The following is an 18,074-nucleotide window of genomic DNA, read 5'->3' as shown; positions in this document are numbered from 1 at the left end:
TTAGAAGCGGCTTCGGGCCGCTGTGTCCTTGGCCAACGTTGTCGTCATCGGTGCACAGTGGGGCGACGAGGGGAAGGGCAAGATCACCGATCTCCTGAGCCGCTCCGCCGATGTGGTCGTGCGCTATCAGGGCGGCGTCAATGCCGGCCACACCATCGTCGTTGACGACAAGGTTCTCAAACTGCACCTGATTCCTTCTGGAATTCTTTATCCCGAAACGATCTGCCTGATCGGTTCAGGCACCGTGGTGGACCCCAAGGTGATGCTTGCCGAGCTCGATATGCTGCTCGCCTATGGCATCGCCATTGACGGGCTGAAACTGGCCTCCACGGCCCACGTCACCATGCCCTACCACCGCCTGCTCGATCAGGCGATGGAGCAGCGTCGTGGCGATAGACGCATCGGCACCACCGGCCGGGGCATCGGTCCCACCTATGCCGACAAAGCCGAGCGCAATGGCATCCGGGTGGTTGATCTGCTCGATGAAGAGCGGCTGCGCGATCGCCTCACTGCCCCCTTGGCGGAGAAGAACCAGCTGCTCGAGCAGATCTACGGCATCGAGCCGCTCGACTGCGAGGCCATGATCGCTGAATATGCGGGTTACGGGGCCAGGCTGGCTCCCCATGTGGTCGACTGCACCCGCACCATTCACCAGGCGGCGCGGGCCCGCAAAAACATCCTGTTTGAAGGGGCCCAGGGAACCCTGCTGGATCTCGACCACGGCACCTATCCCTATGTGACCTCCTCGAACCCAGTCTCGGGTGGTGCCTGCATCGGTGCCGGGGTCGGCCCGACGCTGATCGACCGCGTAATCGGTGTGGCCAAGGCCTACACCACCCGCGTTGGGGAAGGTCCCTTTCCCACCGAACTCGAAGGCAGCCTCAACGATCACCTCTGTGACCGGGGCCACGAATTCGGCACCACCACCGGGCGTCGCCGTCGTTGCGGTTGGTTTGATGGCGTGATCGGCCGCTACGCGGTGGAGGTCAACGGCCTCGACTGCCTGGCGATCACCAAGCTCGACGTGCTCGACGAACTTGATTCCATCCAGGTCTGCGTGGCCTATGAGCTCGATGGCGAGCGCATCGACCATTTCCCCAGCAGCGCCGAACTCTTTGCCCGCTGCAAGCCGATCTATGTCAGCCTGCCGGGTTGGCAGTCTTCAACGGCCGATTGTCGTCGCCTTGAGCAGCTTCCGGAAACGGCCATGGCCTATCTGCGATTCCTGGCTGAACTGATGGAAGTGCCGATCGCGATCGTGTCGCTTGGCGCCCACCGGGACCAGACCATCGTGGTGGAGGATCCGATCCACGGACCGAAGCGAGCCCTCCTCAATGCCTGAGATCAGCAAGGTTCTCGATGTCATCGGCATCGGCAATGCCATCGTCGATGTCCTCGTTCAGAGCGACGACCGTTTCCTCGAAGACCACCAACTCCACAAAGGCGCCATGGCCCTGGTGGATGAAGCCCAGGCCGAGCGGCTGTATGCCGCCATGGGTCCGGGTCTGGAAACGTCCGGTGGCTCGGCCGCCAACACCCTGGCCGGCATCGCCCAGCTCGGCGGCCAGGCGGCCTTCATCGGCCGCGTCCGCGACGACCAGCTCGGCGCGATCTTCGCCCACGACATTCGCGCCGTCGGCACCCGCTTCGACACGCCCGCTGCCAGCAGCGGACCCTCCACGGCCCGCTGCATGATCCTGGTCAGCCCCGATGCCCAGCGCACGATGTGCACCTACCTGGGGGCCTCGGTGGGGCTGGAGCCCCAAGACCTTGATCTGGAGCTTGTGGCCCAGGCCAAAGTGTTGTATCTGGAGGGCTACCTCTGGGACAGCGAAGCGGCCAAGCGCGCCTTCCTTGCCGCGGCCGAGGTGATGCGCCGCAGTGGTGGCCAGGTGGCCCTGAGCCTCTCGGATGCTTTTTGCGTCGAGCGCCACCGTCAGAGCTTTCTGGAGCTTGTCGACGGCCATGTCGATCTGCTCTTTGCCAATGAGGTCGAGATCATGGCCCTCTATGGCAGCTCCAGCTTCGAGGAGGCTCGCGAACATGTGCGGGGGCGCTGCCAGGTGGCCGTGCTGACCCGCAGCGAACGGGGATCGGTCGTGCTGCAGGGTTCAACCACCCTGGAGATCGAGCCTTACCGGCTCGGCCCACTGGTGGACACCACCGGGGCTGGCGATCTTTATGCCGCCGGTTTTCTCTTCGGCCACACCCGGGGTGACTCGCTGGAACGCTGCGGACAGCTGGGATCCCTCTGTGCCGGCCAGGTGATCACCCAGCTGGGACCGCGCCCCGCCATTTCTCTGCCTGACCTGGTCGCCGAGCACCTGGGCTGATCAGCCGCAGGCCCCCAGCCGGGCGATCAGATCTGGCAGCTCGAGTTGCTCGACGCCCTCCGGTTCCTCAGGCCGTTGCAGCAGCAGCAGCCTCAGCCCGAACCGGCGGCAAAGGGTGTGCCAGCACCGTTCGGTTGTGCCACCGGATTGGCGACACACAACGGCGGTGATGCCCCACTGGCGAATCAGGGCCGCTTCAAGAGCCAGCGGGGCCAGGCCCGCTCCTGTGCCGGGGCGATGACAGGCCAGATGGGCCTCCGGCAGCCCGGCGGCCCGTGCCTGCCGCAGACTCGCGGGGTTGGGCAGCAGGCGGGCAAAGCTCACGGCAGGGGCCACCAGGGCCAGGGCTTTGGGCAGATGGCGGGCACCGATGGCGAACAGCAGGCGCTCCCTCGCCAAGTCTAGGCAGGCCAGCTCCTCACAGCCCGCCAGCAGGGTGCAGTCGACGGCTTCGGCTTCAAGATTGGGGCGCAACAGACGCAGCAGCGGCTGGCCCAGGCTCCGGCAGGTGGCGGCCAGGTCGGAGCTGACCCGGCTGGCAAAGGGATGGCTGGCATCCACTACCCAACCAAACGGCTGCCCGCCCTGCGTCGCCTGGCGCAGCCGCGCGGCCATGGCCGCTGGTCCCGCCAGGCCTCCCACCTCCAGGCGCAGATCGGGGTGGGCGTCGTAGGCACGGCAGGCGCTGGCGCTCACCACAGCCACAGTCACGCCCCAGCCCCGCTCCAGCAACACCCTGGCCAGGGCGGGTCCCTCGCCGGTGCCGGCGATCAGCCAGAGCCGGCGTCGCTGCTGAGGATCAAGGCTGGGCATCAACGGGGCTGTTCAAGGGCAGGACTGTTCTGTTCAGCAGCAGCGTGCATCAGCGGGATCGTGCACCAGGATGGGGACCGGTATTTTTGATCCGGTTTTGAATCACTGTTTGCTGGAAGTGGAGGTGATCGAGGCGCCCCAGTTGCGCTACACCCAGGACAACCAGACCCCTGTGGCCGAAATGTCGGTGCAGTTCGAGGGTCTGCGGCCCGACGACCCGTCCGGCCAGATCAAGGTGGTGGGCTGGGGCAATCTGGCCCAGGATCTCCAGAACAGGGTCCAGGTGGGCCAGCGGTTGATGCTGGAGGGGCGCCTGCGCATCAGCACCATCACCCGCGCCGATGGCCTCAAGGAGAAACGGGCCGAGTTCACCCTCTCCCGTCTCCATCCCCTGGCCGAAGGCCCTTCCCCGGCCGGCGACACAAGGCCTGCCCCGTTGCCCCCCGCCGGGGGGCAACCCCGCTCAGTGCCCAGGCCCGTGCCGGCCAGGGCTGCTGTGGCTGGCTCCACGACCGCCGCTGCTGCGATTCCAGCGACCCCGGCGCCTGAGGTTCCCACCTGGAACACTTCGCCGCTGGTGCCTGAGCTCAGCGACGACGACGACATCCCGTTCTGAAGCCAGGCCCCTCAGCTTCCAGTCAGCCGTTCGCTGGCCAGATCGATCATCTGGCCCAGCTCCCGCTCCAGGGCCGCCAGGTCGAGGCGCAGATCAGGCCAACGGCCCCCATCGATCTGGCGCAACAGCCACAGTCGATCGGCGCTGAGCTGCTCGATCAAGGCCGTGCTGCTGAGCTCTTCAGCAGTTTCTGGAGCCACGTTTTGGACTTCAGCCGCCACTGGTTCGACCCGATCGGGCTCGGCACCGATAGGCCTGGAGGATTCAGCGGAGTTGGAGGCAGTCATCGCAGAGTTGGACCCAACATGGTTTCGATTGTTGCGCACGCCCTTGCGGGAGGATGGTCGCCATGCAAGCAATCACCTCACCCGGCAGCCTGCTCACCCTCCTTGGCGCCGTTCTTACCGTGGTCGGCACGATCGCCTACGCGACCGATAGCCCCAACATCAGCCTGGCTGGCGTGTTCTATGGCATTCCACTGCTGCTGGGCGGTCTGGCCCTGAAGTCCTCGGAACTGCCGCCCGCGATCCGTCTGACCAAACCTGCTGAATTCCGTGCCCTGCGCGAGCAACCTGAGAGCGAACCGCTCAGCACCTTGCTCAAGGACGTGACCCGTTGGCGCTATGGCCAGAAGGCTCACCTGGAGAGCTCGCTGGAGGCCCTCAAGCTCTGGAACGACGATCAGCCGCCCGAACTCCTGAGCGTGCGCGAACTGGAGGAACATGGTGGCTATGGCCTGGGCCTGCGTTTTCGCAGCCATGGGGTGCCGTATGAGCGCTGGCAAGCCAAGCAGGAGCGGCTTGGCCGTTTTTTCGGACCTGGGCTTGTGGCCACGCTGGCCCCGTTGACGGACACTGAACTTGAACTCATCCTGGGTCCGGTTGACCCTGCCATCAGCGATGGTCAGCTGGACGCCGTGCCGTCCTGATTCCCCGTCGTCGTTGTCGAACTTGAGTCATGACCCCTTGATCAGTGCCGAGGACAGCCTGCGGGTCTCCGTTCTCAGTGAGGCCCTGCCGTACATCCAGCGGTTTTCCGGCCGCCGTGTGGTGGTGAAGTATGGGGGGGCGGCGATGGTGAACGAGGCGCTGCGTGAGGCGGTCTTCCGTGATCTGGCTCTGCTGGCCTGCGTGGGTTTGCAACCGGTGGTGGTCCATGGCGGCGGGCCTGAGATCAACCAATGGCTGAGCCGGATGTCGATCGAGCCCCGGTTCGTTGATGGCCTGCGGGTCACCGATGCCGAGACGATGGATGTGGTCGAGATGGTGCTGGTCGGCAGGGTCAACAAGCAGATCGTTAACGGGCTTAACCGCCTCGGTGGCCGGGCGGTGGGGCTCTGTGGCAGTGATGGCGGCCTGGTCGAAGCGAGGGTCTTGGGGGATGGCTCCCACGGGCTGGTGGGGGATGTGGCGGCTGTCAACCCCGACGTTCTCACTCCCCTGCTGGAGAATGGCTACATCCCAGTGATTTCCAGCGTGGCGGCCAACCCCCAGGGTCAGTCGCACAACATCAATGCCGACACCGTGGCCGGTGAACTCGCCGCCGCCCTCCAGGCCGAGAAGCTGATCCTGCTCACCGATACCCCTGGAATCCTGCGCCATCGCGACGATCCTGGTTCGCTGCTGCGTCAGCTCAGCCTGTCGGAGGCCCGTGAGCTGATCGCCAGCGGGGTGGTCGATGGCGGCATGACCCCCAAGACCGAATGCTGCATCCGTGCCCTCGCCCAGGGGGTCGGGGCTGCCCATATCGTCGATGGCCGCGTTCCCCACGCCTTGCTCTTGGAAGTGTTCACCGATGCCGGCATCGGTACGATGGTGGTCGGCCGTCTGGCGCCGGCAGCCGCGCCGGCCGGTCATGACTGAGGACCCGCTGTCACCAGCCCGCCAGGCGCTGGAGAGGGGCGACTACGGGCGTTGCCTGAGGTTGCTCGAACCCCTCGCCCTGCTCCATCCGGCCGCTACGCCCTTGGGGGGCAGCCTGCGCTTGCTGATGGTCACGGCCCTGCTGGGCCAGGGCAACGATGAGCAGGCCGCCAGCTGTTGCCGCAGTTTGCGCGTCTGCCGGGACCTGGAGATTCGGGCCCAGGCCAAGGACCTGCAGCTGATTCTCGAAGCACCGGCCCTGCCGCGTCCGGCCAACTGGTCGCTGACATTGCCGGCCATCACGGAGGCCGCGCCCCTGGAGGGTCGCTTGAAACCCGGCGCCAGTCCCCGGCGCCGCCAGCGTGCGCCGGGGCCACCGTCGCCGCTGCCACCACCGACTGGACCCACCCGCGGCCCGGTTGGCTTTGCCATCGCCGTGCTGGCCGTGCTTCTGCTGCTTGGCTCCCTGCTCTCAGGCTGCCTGCGGGTCGAGACCGATCTGCGCTTCGGTCCTCCCGGCCGGCTCCAGCTCCAGCAGACCCTGAGCAGCGAGTCCGGACGCCTGCTCCCCTTTCAGCGCCAATTCAGCCAGGAGCTGCAGGCAGCGGCACCAGCACCGAAACCTCGCCTGGAGCTTGAAACCCGCCAGGGGGTGGTCAGCCTGAGGAGCGCCAACTTGAACAGCGCGGAGATTTCCAGGCTGCTGCAGAGCACTGTGGCCACGGCCGCCCAGCTTGGGGGGATCGAGCTGCCAGCCCCGGATTTGCAGCTGAAGGAACGCAATTGGTTGGTAGGGGCTCACCAGCAATTCAGCTTGGAAGTGGATCTGCGCGCTGTCAGGGGACTTCCGGGACTGGAGCTCGGCGTTCAGCTCGGCCCGCTGGCCCCTGCTGCCCTGCGCTTGGCGTTGCCTCTGGCCGCCGTGCCCGATGCCGATGGGATCCGCTGGCCGTTGCAGCCCGGCGCTCTCAACCGCATCGAACTGGTCTGCTGGCGCTGGAGCCGCCTGGGGGTGGGGGCTGTTGTGATCCTGGTGTTGCTTGGTCTGGCCCTCGGACTGCAGCGGCTGCGCTGGCAGGCCGGTTTTGGCTGGCCGGAATTGCCTTCTCCTTCCGTTGATGAAGAGTCTTAGAGCTCCAGTGGGTCGGGATCAATGCTGAGGTTCACCTGGCGATCGAGCCCTGAGCGCAGATCAGCTTCCGCTGGTAATGGCAACAGGCTGCCGGCGGGGCCGTGCAGCAGGATCTGCCAGCGATGGCGGCCGGCCACCCGCGCCACCGGTGCCGGGGCTGGTCCGACCAGGAGCCAACCGGCGGACTCCAGGTCACCCCGGATCCGCTCGGCCAGGCTGGCAGCGGCGGTGGCCGTGGTGGTGGCCGTGGTACCGGAGAGCCGCAGCAGGCAGGCGCGGCTGAAGGGCACCAGAGAGGCCGCCCGGCGCTGCTGGAGTTCGCCTGTGAGGTAGTGGTCGTAGCGGCCATCGATCAGATGGCGGATCACGGGATGATCGGGGGAATAGGTCTGGACGATCACTTCGCCGGGGCGTTCGCCACGGCCGGCGCGGCCGGCCAGTTGCAGCAACACCTGCAGGCATTGTTCTCCGGCCCGCAGATCGGGGCGATGCAACAGGCCATCGGCCGCCAGCACCGCCGCCAGGGTCACCCGCGGCAGGTCGATCCCCTTGGTGAGCATCTGGGTTCCCACCAGCACATCGGCTTCGCCAGCGGCGAACTGTGCCAGCAGGCGTCGGTGTCCATCCCGTCCCCGGGTGGTATCGCGATCGAAGCGCAGCAGGCGTAGCCCTTCGAGCTCCGTTTCCAGTTGCTCGATCACCCGCTGGGTTCCCGCGCCGAATGGCTTGAAGGCAGTGGAGCCGCAGTGACTGCAGCGCTCGCTTGGCTGCTGGCGGTGGCCGCACCAGTGACAGCGCAACCACTCCAGACCATCGCGGTGGCGATGGACGGTGAGCGAGACATCGCAGTGCGGACACTGCACCACCTCCCCGCAGCTGCGGCAACTCAGGAAACTGCTGTAGCCCCGCCGGGGCACGAGCACCACCGCCTGCTCACCCACTTGCTTGAGCCGATCGAGCCGGCCCTTCAGCGCCCGGCTGATCAGGCGCCGGTGGCCATCGGCCAGCTCCAGGCGCATGTCGACCACCCGCACCGGGGCCGCGGTCTGGCCGCTGATCCTCTCGGGCAGCCGCAACAGCCCGGTCTGGGGTTGACGTTCACCTGGCCCCGCCTGGCAGCGCAGCCAGGTTTCGATGGAGGGGGTGGCGCTGCCGAGCAGCAGCCTTGCCGGGCCGCTGGCGGCTCGGCGCCTGGCCACCGTCCTGGCGTGATAGCAGGGCATCGGAGCCTCCTGCTTGTAGGAGCTGTCGTGCTCCTCGTCCAGCACGATCAGACCGAGAGGGGCCAGGGGCAAAAAGATGGCGGAACGGGTGCCGACCACCAGCAGCGGGCCGGCCTGCTGCGCTGTTCCCTGGCAGCGCCTCCAGACCCTGATCCGCTCAGCATCGCTGAGACCGCTGTGATAGCCGAGAACCCGGTCGCCGAAGCGGGCCAGGCAGCGGTCGATCAGCTGGGGGATCAGGCCGATCTCCGGGGTCAACAGCAGGGCGCTGCGGCCCTCCTCCAGGCAGGCCGCCGCAGCCTGGAGATACACCTCGGTTTTGCCCGAACCAGTGACACCCCAGAGCAGCAGTTCGGCATCGTCTGCTGAGGAGAGAATCTGGGCGAGGGCCTGGGCCTGGGCCAGGTTCAGTTGGCGAGGGGGCTCCAGGCCCCTAGCCATGCCGGGCTCGGACAGCGTGCTGGCCTGTCGTGGTGCTACTGGGGCAGGCCGTCGGCTCAGCTGAAGCACCGATCGTGTGGCCAGCCCCTGGACCAGCGAACGGCTGAATCCCCACTGCGTCACCACCGCCTGCAACCAGGCCCCGCCACCGTCTTGAAGGGCCAAACGTTCGAGCAAGGCTCGCTGACGTGCTGTTCGAGCCTCCGCAATGGCCCCACCGGCCAGCAGTGCCACCCATTGGCGCTCAGGCGTTGCTCCCTGGGCGGAGGCGGGGCGCTGGCCAAGCCAACCCGGTGGCAAGGCTGTCTTGAGCGTCTTGAACAGACTGGTGTGGCAGTCAGAGGCCACCTGCTGGAGCACCTCTTGCCAGCTGGGATCGGCGGCACCGCTCTGCTGGATCGCCTCGATTGGCAACAACTTGATCGGGTCGATGTTCTGGGGAAAGGCGACCGGGGTTTCGACGATCAGGCCGATGTGCCGGCGGCCCCGTAAGCGGACCCTGACCAGATCACCCACTGCCAGAACAAGGTTCTGGGGGTTGGTGTAGGTGAAAACACGGCCCTCCGGGCCTGCCTCCAGCCACACCTGGGAGCATGTCAGTTCTTGAATCACCGTGGTCGCATCCGCTCGTTTCCTTGCAAACCCCAAACAGTTTTCTTAGAATGAGGGTGTTGAGCAGTTGATGAAGCTGCAGTCGGATCCGGCAGTGTTCCGTCCAGTGGGAAGACTTGAAGTGAGCAGCGACTGGAGTCACCCTCCATCCAGCCTCCCAGTCTGCGACCTCCCCTGACAACCCTGCATTGGCATCCGTGTCGATCCTTGTCGTTTGGTCTGGTTGATTGTGTTCTGAGAGGCCGACGGTCCCGTTTCAATCTCTATCTGTTGACGGACCGGGAGTGTCTCTACTGATGCCTTCCCCAGCCTTGGTGCGTCGTTGCCGTGAAGAAGCACTTCGAAACCACCTCGCCGGCGTTTCCTTCCCCCTTTCTCCCTCCCGCCTCTACTTTCTTCTGTTGTTCTTATGAGTCCTGTCGCCGCCGTCAAATCCAAGAAGCCCGACCAGGAAATTCTCACGGTCGCTTCCCTTTCGGGAGCAGGGGTGAGTGTCGAGGCAAAGCCGAAGGCTTCACGAAGCAAGCCAAAGGATTCCGCAGCCAAGGCCAGCTCGAAGTCCAAGGCGGCAGCCGAGCCCAGCACGGCTGAGACCCCTGCCGTGGCCTCCAACAAGGTGACGCGCACCCGTAAGCCTCCGGCGGCGAAGGCTGCCGCCGTCAAAACTTCGACGACCAAAACCTCCACAACCAAAGCCTCCTCCGCGAAGCCGGCTTCAGGAAAAGCGGTTTCCAGTAAGGCGGTTGCCAGCAAGACCTCCGGCAAGACCAAGGTGGGTGCCTCCCTTCCTGCCTCCGCCGCTGCGAGCCAGCAGCAGGACAGCGCCGCCGAACAACTGTTGACAGCGGCCGATGCCGCGACGGCGACCAAGGAAAAGAAAGCCGCTGGGGCCAAGGCCTTGGCGAGCATCAAGGTGGGACCCAAAGGGGTGTACACCGAGGATTCGATCCGGGTCTATCTCCAGGAAATCGGCCGTATCCGTCTGTTGCGCCCAGACGAAGAGATCGAGCTGGCGCGCAAGATCGCCGACCTGCTGCTGCTTGAGGAACTGGCGAACCAGTTCGAGCAGGACAACGGTCACTACCCCGATGTGAAGGAGTGGGCCGTTCTCGTTGACATGACCTTGCTGAAGTTCCGTCGCCGGCTGATGCTGGGCCGGCGGGCCAAGGAGAAGATGGTGCAGTCGAACTTGCGCCTGGTGGTGTCGATCGCCAAGAAGTACATGAATCGGGGGCTTTCCTTTCAGGACCTCATTCAAGAAGGAAGCCTGGGCCTGATCCGTGCCGCCGAGAAATTCGACCACGAAAAGGGCTATAAGTTCTCCACCTATGCCACTTGGTGGATCCGTCAGGCGATCACCCGCGCCATTGCTGACCAGAGCCGCACGATCCGTCTGCCGGTTCACCTCTACGAAACCATCTCCCGTATCAAGAAAACCACCAAGGTTCTCAGTCAAGAGTTCGGCCGTAAGCCAACGGAAGAGGAGATCGCTGAAAGCATGGAGATGACGATCGAAAAACTTCGTTTCATCGCCAAATCGGCCCAACTGCCGATATCCTTGGAAACTCCGATTGGTAAGGAGGAGGATTCACGCCTCGGTGATTTCATCGAAGCCGATATTGAGAATCCCGAGCAAGATGTGGCCAAGAATCTGCTGCGGGAAGATCTGGAGGGCGTATTGGCAACGCTCAGCCCCAGGGAGCGTGACGTGCTCCGCCTTCGTTATGGCCTCGACGATGGCCGCATGAAAACCCTTGAAGAGATTGGCCAGATCTTTGATGTCACCAGGGAACGCATCCGCCAGATCGAGGCCAAGGCGCTGCGCAAGCTGCGCCACCCCAACCGCAACGGTGTGCTCAAGGAATACATCAAGTAAGACCTTGGTCTCACTGCTTGGTAGCCTCCCCCCCAATCCATGACCCGGTCGGGATGGTTCATCTGCGTGATCATCGTTTGAATGATGTCCAGGCGTCTGTGCTGAAGTCGAGATCGTCGCTGGGCAGATCTCCCTGGCGGTTGGCTGTGATCAGCCTTGTGGGGCTGGGGTTGCTCTGCTGGCTGGCTTTCTTCAACCATCTGGGCACCCTCAGCCTGATGGACAAAACCGAAGCCCTGTTCGTTGAAGTCGGGCATCAGATGATGCTGCGCAACGACTGGGTTACCCCTTACTGGAACAACGAGCTCTTCTTTGACTATCCCGTCTGGGGCTACTGGATGGTGGGTCTCAGTTTCCGAATCTTCGGAGTGTCGGAATGGGCAGCCCGGCTACCGGTGGCCCTGGCTGCAAGTTCTGTTGTGTTAGCTGGCTTTGGTCTGCTCCTGACCATCGCTGGGCCCGACGAGGCAAGCGGGCAACGCTGGCGACGGGCCTGGCTTGCTGCCGCCGTGTTGGCCCTCAATCCTGGTTGGGTGGGTTGGGGCCGCAGCTCGGTGACCGACATGTTCCTGGCGAGCGCGATAAGCCTCAGTTTATTTGGTTTCTTCCTCAGTTACAGCCAACAGGAACGGCCCTGGTTGCGCCGGCTGGGTTATGTCGCCATGCCAGTGTTCAGCGCCATTGCGGTGCTGGCCAAGGGGCCCGTAGGGCTGGTGCTGCCAGGTCTGGTGATTGTGGTGTTTCTGCTCCTGCAGGGGCAGTTATGGGTCGTGCTGCGCCAGATGCCGATGCTGGCGATGGCCCTGCTTTTCTTTGCTGTGGCCACCCCTTGGTACGCGCTGGCTGCCCAAGCCCATGGCATGGCCTTTCTGGGTGGTTTTTTCGGTTTCAGCAATCTGGAGCGTTACACCTCCGTGCTGTACGGCCACGCCGGGCCTTGGTACTTCTATCTGCCTTGGTGCCTGCTGCTGCTGCTGCCCTGGTCGTTCTATTGGCCCCTGGCCGTCGCCAGGCTCGGCTACTGGCGGCTGGGCTGGTGGCGCAAGCAGCCCAGAGCTTCCCAGTTGGCCCCGTTCTGCCTGGTCTGGTTCCTGGTGGTGTTGTTGTTCTTCTCCGCCGCCGCCACTAAATTGGCTGGCTACATCCTGCCGCTGGTGCCTGCAGGAGCGCTGCTGATCAGCCTGTATTGGATCCCCTTGCGCGGGTCACCGCCAAGGGCCATTGGCCCTGATTGGCCCCAGCGCTGGATGGGCAGCTTCAATGCCTTGGTGCTCGCGGTGATGGCGATTGCCGCTGCCTTTGCACCACGCTGGGCGGCCACCGATCCGGCCTACCCGGATTTCGCCCAGGCTCTGGAGAGCTCAGGCCTGCCACTGGTGCTCGCGATCGTGTTGGCTGTCGCTGCTGTTGGGTTCTTTTCTCTACTGGTTCAAAAAGGGTCGCCGCGCTGTTTCTGGGCCCCGAATCTGCTGGGCTTCGCCGGCCTGCTGCTGCTGGTGGTGCCAGGCCTGGCTCCCTTAATGCAGGCCCAGCGCCAACAACCGCTCAAAGATCTGGCGGTGCTGGCTGGACAGGTGTCAGAGCCCAACGAAGAACTGCTTGTGATCGGCTATATGCGATACAGCGTTGTGTATTACAGCAAGCAACCTGTGAGCTTCTTTGACAGTGTCCAAGGGGCAAGAGAGCACCTGCGCGACGACGACACCAGCAGGAACAAAACGAGTGGGAGCAACAGCAGTGGACCTAGCAACAGTGGGAATGACAACAGCGTGAATGACAACAGCCGCAGCCCAGATGCCACCTCTGCTGGATCGGCTGAAAGCGCTGCTGCTTCCACTGTTTTGTTATTCGGAGAAGAACGCAATCTGCGCCGTTTCGACCTTGATCCCTCCTCTGTTCAAGCCATCGCGGATCGCGGCAACCACCGCTTGTGGCGTGTGAACCGTGCCGATCTGGCAGGTCGGTCCCAGCCTTGAGCGGCCTCCGTCGTTGGTTCCGCTGCCTAGGGCCGTGGCGGCTGCTGGCCTGTCTGGCGGCCATGGCCGTTGTCATCGCGATTGAGCTGACGATCGGCAACGACAAAAGCCCGGAGGCCGATGAAGCCGTTCTTCTTTGGCTGGGTGACGCCATCCCCGCCCCCCTGGGCAGATTTCTTGTGGTGGTGTATCAGGTCAGTGGAACCCGGGTCACGGCTTTGCTGGTGATGGCTTCCTTGCTGTTCCTGAGCCTGAAGAGGGCCTGGAACGATCTGACCTGGCTGGCGATCGGTACGGCGGGAATCCTTTTGATCGTCGATCAATGGTTGAAGCCTCTGTTCGATCGCGCCCGGCCCCTCGGCCGGTTGGTGGAGGTGAGTGGCCGCAGTTTCCCCAGTGGCCATGCGGCCGGGGCGGTGGTGTTTTATTTCCTGATGTGCGCGATTCTCTCGAAGCGTTATCCCCACCTGCGCCAGCCGCTCTACCTGGGATCCACCCTTTGGGTCGCTTTGATCTGGATCAGCACCCTCTACTGCCGTGTCCACTGGTTCACCGACATCGTCGCTGGCGCTGCAGTGGGCTTCATCTGGCTGACCATCTGCCTAACCGGTTGGAAGGTCAGCCTGGCCAGCCAGAGTGAACGGAACCGCGGCATTCCGCTTCTTGATTAGGCAGCAAGCTCCGCAGGCAGCCCTTTTGGGACCTAGGCTGGTACGCATATACCAGTCGTCACTGCCATGGCTATGAATCGGATCCAGTTCCAGGCCAGCCTGTCGCTGCCCCAGTTTATTGAGCTCTACGGAACCGAGCAAAAATGTGAAGTTGCCCTGGAACAGGCGCGCTGGCCTGATGGTTTCCGTTGCCCACGTTGTGAGGGCAAGGAGTACGGGCTCATCATTGGCAGGCGCCACAAGCGCTATCAGTGCCGGAGCTGTCGTCATCAAGCCACCCTCACGGCCGGTACCATCTTGGAGGCAACAAAGTTACCTCTGACCACCTGGTTCCTTGCCTTCTACCTCGTCGGCCAAGCCAAGACAGGAATCTCCTCACTAGCTCTGAGGCGTCATCTCGGTGTGAACTACCGAACGGCATGGTTGCTTCAGAACAAGATCATGCAGGCAATGAAAGAACGTGATGGCGCCTATGTCCTCAGAGGAAGGGTGCAGGTGGATGATGCCTACCTTGGCGGAGAACGCTGTGGTGGCAAGCCTGGTCGTGGATCGGAGAACAAGGTGCCGGTCGTGGCAGCCGTCTCTGTCGATGAGGCGGGCCACCCCCGGTATATAAAACTTGCCACCGTGCCCACGTTCTCTTTTGCCGCTATTGCTGATTGGGCCCAAGATTCACTGGCGATAGGCTGTGAAGTGATCTCCGATGGGCTGGCTTGCTTTCGCGCCGTTGCAGAAGTCGGTTGCTTCCATCATCCTGTGGTCGTAAAGGGTCGTCATCCCAATGAATTACCAGAATTCCGTTGGATTAACACGGTGCTCAGCAACTTGAAAACCAGCTTCAGCGGCAGCTTCCATGCCCTTCGCTTCGAAAAGTACGCTGATCGCTACTTGGGCGCCTTCAGCTACCGCTTCAATCGGCGGTTCAATCTGGCGGCAATGACCGAGCGTGTGGTTCATGCCATCTGCAGCTGTCAAGCACGGCCGGAACGACTCCTGAGGTGTGCGGAGTTTGCTACCTAATCGAGTTCCGCTTTGACCACCTCCCCCAGCCTTGACTCCCTTTCCGCTCTCTGCGGCCTGCGCACAGCTCCAATGCTTGAGGCCCCGCAACGGCAGCGTCTGAGCGAGGAGCTGGCGGCCCGCCTGGCCGGTTGTGCCTGGTTCACCATTGGGGTGATGGCCCCATCGACGACGGCCGCGGTGAAGGCCCTCGGCTCCTGCCAACAGGCCCTGGGCTGGTCCCCCCTGGTGGTAGATGGCGACGAGCCCGCTGCGGGTCCGGTTTTTCTCAAGGGGAATCAAGCGACGGGCCTCTATCGGCTGCGCAGCGAAACCGGCCTTGGTGAGGGCTTGTTGATCACCGGACACCAGCCGGACGATTCAGCGGCTGAGGGCACCTGGGGGCCTTTTCCCCTCGATTTCTTTGGCTGATCACGATCTTGAAGCGGTCCAGCAGGCCGAGGCCCATCGGTCCTTAGGCTTGACGGCTGTTGAGCGGCCCTGTGGCCGGTTCGAGGACTGAACTTGATGGCTGGCTCCACATTGCGCATCGCCACCCGCCGCAGCCAGTTGGCGATGGTGCAGACCCATTGGGTGCGCGATGAACTGGCCAAGGCTCACCCCGACCTGGAGATCAGCGTCGAGGCGATGGCGACCCAAGGCGACAAGATTCTCGATGTCGCTTTGGCGAAGATCGGCGACAAGGGCCTGTTCACCAAGGAACTGGAGGCCCAGATGCTGCTCGATCGGGCTGATATTGCTGTCCACAGCCTCAAGGACCTGCCCACGAACCTGCCTGAAGGTTTGATCCTTGGCTGTATCACCGAACGGGAAGATCCGGCCGATGCCCTTGTGGTCCACGCCAAGCATCAGGACAAGACCCTGGCCACACTGCCCGAAGGCAGTGTGGTGGGCAGCAGCTCCCTGCGCCGCTTGGCCCAACTCCGTCACCACTTTCCCCATCTTGTGTTCAAGGATGTGCGTGGCAATGTCATCACCCGGCTGGAGAAACTCGATGCCGGCCAGTACGACTGCCTGATCCTGGCGGCGGCGGGCCTGGGACGCCTCGGTTTGACGGCGCGCATCCATGAACGGATCGACCCCTCCATTTCCTTGCATGCCGTTGGCCAGGGAGCCCTCGGTATCGAGTGCCGCCATGGCGATGACCGCGTGATCAGCCAGCTCAAGGCGTTGGAGCACACGCCATCCTCCCGCCGCTGCCTGGCGGAGAGGGCCTTTCTGCGCCAGTTGGAAGGGGGTTGTCAGGTGCCGATTGGCGTGAACACCAGCTTTGAGGGCGAGCAGCTCGTGCTCACCGGCATGGTGGCCAGCCTCGATGGCCAGCGCCTGATCCGTGATCAGGCTCGCGGCGCAGCCATCGAACCAGAAGCGATCGGGATCGACCTGGCCAAGCGCCTGCGCTCCCAGGGAGCAGGAGAGATCCTGGAGGACATCTTTGCCACCGTCGGACGCGGTCACTGAGGAGGCTGGCGAGGAGGGTGCAGAGGCCCCTGCTCAGGGTCCGCTCAGGGCGGCTCCTTTCCAATGGAATCTGCTGGCTTGGGCGGCTCTCGTGGGGGTTCTCAGCGGTGCTGCCGTGGTGGGCTTTCACGTTCTGCTGGGCTTCACCAACCGGTTCCTGTTCGGCGGCCTGGTCGAGGGGGTGATGGGGCTGGTGGGGACACTGGCAGCCAAGCCGGCCCCCCTCGAGGTTTTCAGTCCAGACCCCGAAGCCAGTACGCCACTCCAAGCGTTACTGCAGATCGGCCTCGGTGGGATCGGCTTTCTGCCGCCTCCACCGGCGCCTTTGGCGGAGCCGGCGGTCCCCCAGGCTCTCAACTGGCTGAGCTTGTGGCCGGTGTTGGTGGCGCCGATGCTGGGAGGGGTGCTCGTTGGTGGCCTGCGTCAACGCGCCAAAGACCTGGGTCCAGGATTGCCCAGCTTGATGGCGATGGCTGATGGTCTGGTGCCGGCGGCACCGAAGCTGCCGTTTCTGCGGCTGGTGACAGCAGCCTTGAGCCTGGGCAGTGGCGCCTCACTCGGGCCTGAGGGTCCGAGTGTTGAGGGCGGCGGCAACATCGGCCTCTGGGTGGGTGTGCGTGCAGCGCTCTCGCCGCAATCCCAGAAAGCTCTGGTGGCAGCGGGCCTGGCGGCAGGGCTGGCGGCGGGCTTCCGGGCCCCGATCGCTGGCGTTTTCTTCGCTTTTGAAGGGGTCTCGGGCGCGATTCCAGGGCGGGCCAGCCTGCGCGCGGTGCTGGTGGCGGCAGTGAGTTCCTCCCTGATCACCCAGCTGTGCCTTGGCGATGAGCCGATATTTCGCCTGCCCGCCTATGAGGTGCGCTCCCTGTTGGAGTTGCCGCTTTACCTCGGCCTCGGGGTGCTGGCCAGCCTGATGTCCTGGGCCTTGGTCAGCCTGTTGGCGGCAGGCCGCAGTGGGCCGGTCCAACGCCAGCTGGAACGGCTCGATCCCTGGTTGCTCAATGCCCTCGGTGGGCTAGGGGTGGGAGTAATGGCCCTGGGCTTTCCCCAGGTGCTCGGGGTTGGCTACGACACGATCGAAGCCTTGCTCGGCACTCAGAGCGGCCTTGCCCTCTCCAGCTTGCTGGCCTTGCTGGTCGTGAAGCTGCTGGCCACCGGGCTCAGCAATGCCACGGGTTTTGTCGGCGGTGGCTTTGCTCCTTCCCTGTTCCTTGGGGCCGTGCTGGGTAATTGCTATGGCCAGTGGCTGGGCGAGAGCGGCCTGCATTGGGCCGTTGCCGAACCACCGGCCTACGCGATGGTGGGCATGGCAGCTGTGCTGGCCGGCAGTGCCAGGGCACCGCTCACGGCCCTGCTGTTGCTGTTTGAGCTCACCCACGACATCCGCATCGTCCTGCCGCTGATGGCCGCCACCGGACTGAGTGCCCTGTTGATGGAGCGCTGGTTAGGTCTGGCTGACCCTGGATTGCTGGGCCCTGATCCTCAGGAGGAGCAGCGCCGTCGCGGCCTGTCGGCCCTGGCCATCAGCGCGGCACTGGAGCCGGATCTTCCCCTGGTTCTGCCTGCCGCGCTGACACCGCAGCTCGCGTTGGCCCGGCTGATTGAGCAGCGAGGCCATTGCCTGTTGATCGAGCAGGAGGGCTGGGTGGTCGGCCTGCTGACCCTCACTGATCTGCAACGGGCGATCACGGCTCAGGCCCTGGCCCTGCGTACTGCTGCTGGGACTGAGGCTGAAGAGCTGGAGCTCAACTTGATCGGCTGCCGTCGCTCCGAGTTGATCTGGCTGCCAAGCACGGCCAATCTCTCCGAACTCGAGGATCAGCTCAGCCCCAATGGCCTGCGTCAGCTACCGGTATTTGAGTGGCAGGAAGGGATCAACGGCAGGTTTGGGGCCAAGTTGCCTGACGGCCTACCAGCTGGAGGATTACGGGTGCAAGACCTGCTCGGCCTGGCCTGCCGTGACAGCCTGGCCAGGGCTTTGGCCAGGCAGGCCGTTCTTGATCAGGCGATGACGGCATGATTTCAGACGATCACAGCCTGA

The 18,074-nt window shown here is 64.0% G+C and carries 16 protein-coding genes; 13 read left to right on the top strand and 3 right to left on the bottom strand.

The window, feature by feature from the left end:
* Window positions 1-22: 22 nt before the first annotated feature.
* Window positions 23-1,342, top strand: a complete 1,320-nt coding sequence (locus ACXMDM_RS10785; RefSeq protein ID WP_233830832.1) for an adenylosuccinate synthase — start codon at window positions 23-25, stop codon at window positions 1,340-1,342.
* Complete coding sequence (locus ACXMDM_RS10780) at window positions 1,335-2,333, top strand: adenosine kinase (RefSeq protein ID WP_259722975.1); 999 nt, start codon at window positions 1,335-1,337, stop codon at window positions 2,331-2,333. Before ACXMDM_RS10785 ends, ACXMDM_RS10780 begins: the two co-directional genes overlap by 8 nt.
* Here ACXMDM_RS10780 and ACXMDM_RS10775 read toward each other — a convergent pair whose 3' ends face one another.
* Window positions 2,334-3,146, bottom strand: a complete 813-nt coding sequence (locus ACXMDM_RS10775) for a precorrin-6A/cobalt-precorrin-6A reductase (RefSeq protein WP_071801736.1) — start codon at window positions 3,144-3,146, stop codon at window positions 2,334-2,336.
* Between the two features lie 97 nt (window positions 3,147-3,243).
* Between ACXMDM_RS10775 and ACXMDM_RS10770 the strand changes: the two genes are divergently transcribed.
* Window positions 3,244-3,762 (top strand): single-stranded DNA-binding protein, encoded by a 519-nt coding sequence (locus ACXMDM_RS10770; RefSeq protein ID WP_071802324.1) that lies wholly within the window; start codon window positions 3,244-3,246, stop codon window positions 3,760-3,762.
* Between the two features lie 11 nt (window positions 3,763-3,773).
* Here ACXMDM_RS10770 and ACXMDM_RS10765 read toward each other — a convergent pair whose 3' ends face one another.
* On the bottom strand, window positions 3,774-4,049 hold the full coding sequence (locus tag ACXMDM_RS10765; protein WP_233830830.1) for a DUF8666 family protein: 276 nt from the start codon (window positions 4,047-4,049) through the stop codon (window positions 3,774-3,776).
* Window positions 4,050-4,111: 62 nt separating this feature from the next.
* Here ACXMDM_RS10765 and ACXMDM_RS10760 point away from each other — a divergent pair, with 62 nt between their 5' ends.
* The 3 genes from ACXMDM_RS10760 to ACXMDM_RS10750 are packed head-to-tail and all read left to right on the top strand — an operon-like array spanning window position 4,112 to window position 6,756.
* On the top strand, window positions 4,112-4,690 hold the full coding sequence (locus ACXMDM_RS10760; protein WP_071802322.1) for a DUF2854 domain-containing protein: 579 nt from the start codon (window positions 4,112-4,114) through the stop codon (window positions 4,688-4,690).
* 13 nt (window positions 4,691-4,703) lie between these two features.
* Window positions 4,704-5,624, top strand: coding sequence for an acetylglutamate kinase (argB, locus tag ACXMDM_RS10755; protein WP_071801735.1), 921 nt, complete (start codon window positions 4,704-4,706; stop codon window positions 5,622-5,624).
* A complete protein-coding gene (locus ACXMDM_RS10750; RefSeq protein WP_071801734.1) occupies window positions 5,617-6,756 on the top strand; it encodes a DUF3153 domain-containing protein in 1,140 nt (379 codons plus the stop codon). The genes argB and ACXMDM_RS10750 overlap by 8 nt, the downstream gene beginning before the upstream one ends.
* Here the strand turns inward: ACXMDM_RS10750 and priA are convergent.
* On the bottom strand, window positions 6,753-9,032 hold the full coding sequence (gene priA, locus ACXMDM_RS10745; RefSeq protein WP_071801733.1) for a replication restart helicase PriA: 2,280 nt from the start codon (window positions 9,030-9,032) through the stop codon (window positions 6,753-6,755). The two genes, ACXMDM_RS10750 and priA, sit on opposite strands and share 4 nt — an antisense overlap.
* A gap of 409 nt (window positions 9,033-9,441) precedes the next feature.
* Here priA and rpoD point away from each other — a divergent pair, with 409 nt between their 5' ends.
* The 7 genes from rpoD (at window position 9,442) to ACXMDM_RS10710 (ending at window position 18,053) form a co-directional block, all read left to right on the top strand.
* On the top strand, window positions 9,442-10,908 hold the full coding sequence (gene rpoD, locus ACXMDM_RS10740) for an RNA polymerase sigma factor RpoD (protein ID WP_071801732.1): 1,467 nt from the start codon (window positions 9,442-9,444) through the stop codon (window positions 10,906-10,908).
* 146 nt (window positions 10,909-11,054) lie between these two features.
* Window positions 11,055-12,884 carry an ArnT family glycosyltransferase gene (locus ACXMDM_RS10735; RefSeq protein WP_259723008.1) on the top strand — a complete coding sequence of 610 codons (1,830 nt, stop codon included), beginning with the start codon at window positions 11,055-11,057 and terminating at the stop codon, window positions 12,882-12,884.
* The gene (locus ACXMDM_RS10730) at window positions 12,881-13,555 is read left to right on the top strand and encodes a phosphatase PAP2 family protein (protein ID WP_259722974.1); all 675 of its coding nucleotides are present in this window, start codon (window positions 12,881-12,883) and stop codon (window positions 13,553-13,555) included. The genes ACXMDM_RS10735 and ACXMDM_RS10730 overlap by 4 nt, the downstream gene beginning before the upstream one ends.
* Window positions 13,556-13,621: 66 nt before the next feature.
* On the top strand, window positions 13,622-14,575 hold the full coding sequence (locus tag ACXMDM_RS10725; RefSeq protein ID WP_071799713.1) for an IS1595 family transposase: 954 nt from the start codon (window positions 13,622-13,624) through the stop codon (window positions 14,573-14,575).
* 12 nt (window positions 14,576-14,587) lie between these two features.
* Window positions 14,588-14,986, top strand: coding sequence for a DUF1824 family protein (locus ACXMDM_RS10720; RefSeq protein WP_071801729.1), 399 nt, complete (start codon window positions 14,588-14,590; stop codon window positions 14,984-14,986).
* Window positions 14,987-15,082: 96 nt separating this feature from the next.
* The gene (gene hemC / locus ACXMDM_RS10715; protein ID WP_071801728.1) at window positions 15,083-16,036 is read left to right on the top strand and encodes a hydroxymethylbilane synthase; all 954 of its coding nucleotides are present in this window, start codon (window positions 15,083-15,085) and stop codon (window positions 16,034-16,036) included.
* Complete coding sequence (locus ACXMDM_RS10710; protein ID WP_499569583.1) at window positions 16,011-18,053, top strand: chloride channel protein; 2,043 nt, start codon at window positions 16,011-16,013, stop codon at window positions 18,051-18,053. The genes hemC and ACXMDM_RS10710 overlap by 26 nt, the downstream gene beginning before the upstream one ends.
* Window positions 18,054-18,074 lie beyond the last annotated feature (21 nt).

This window comes from Synechococcus sp. CS-603, from assembly GCF_977929215.1.
Note: the sequence above shows the minus strand (reverse complement) of the source record. Positions and strands in the feature narration are given on the sequence as shown.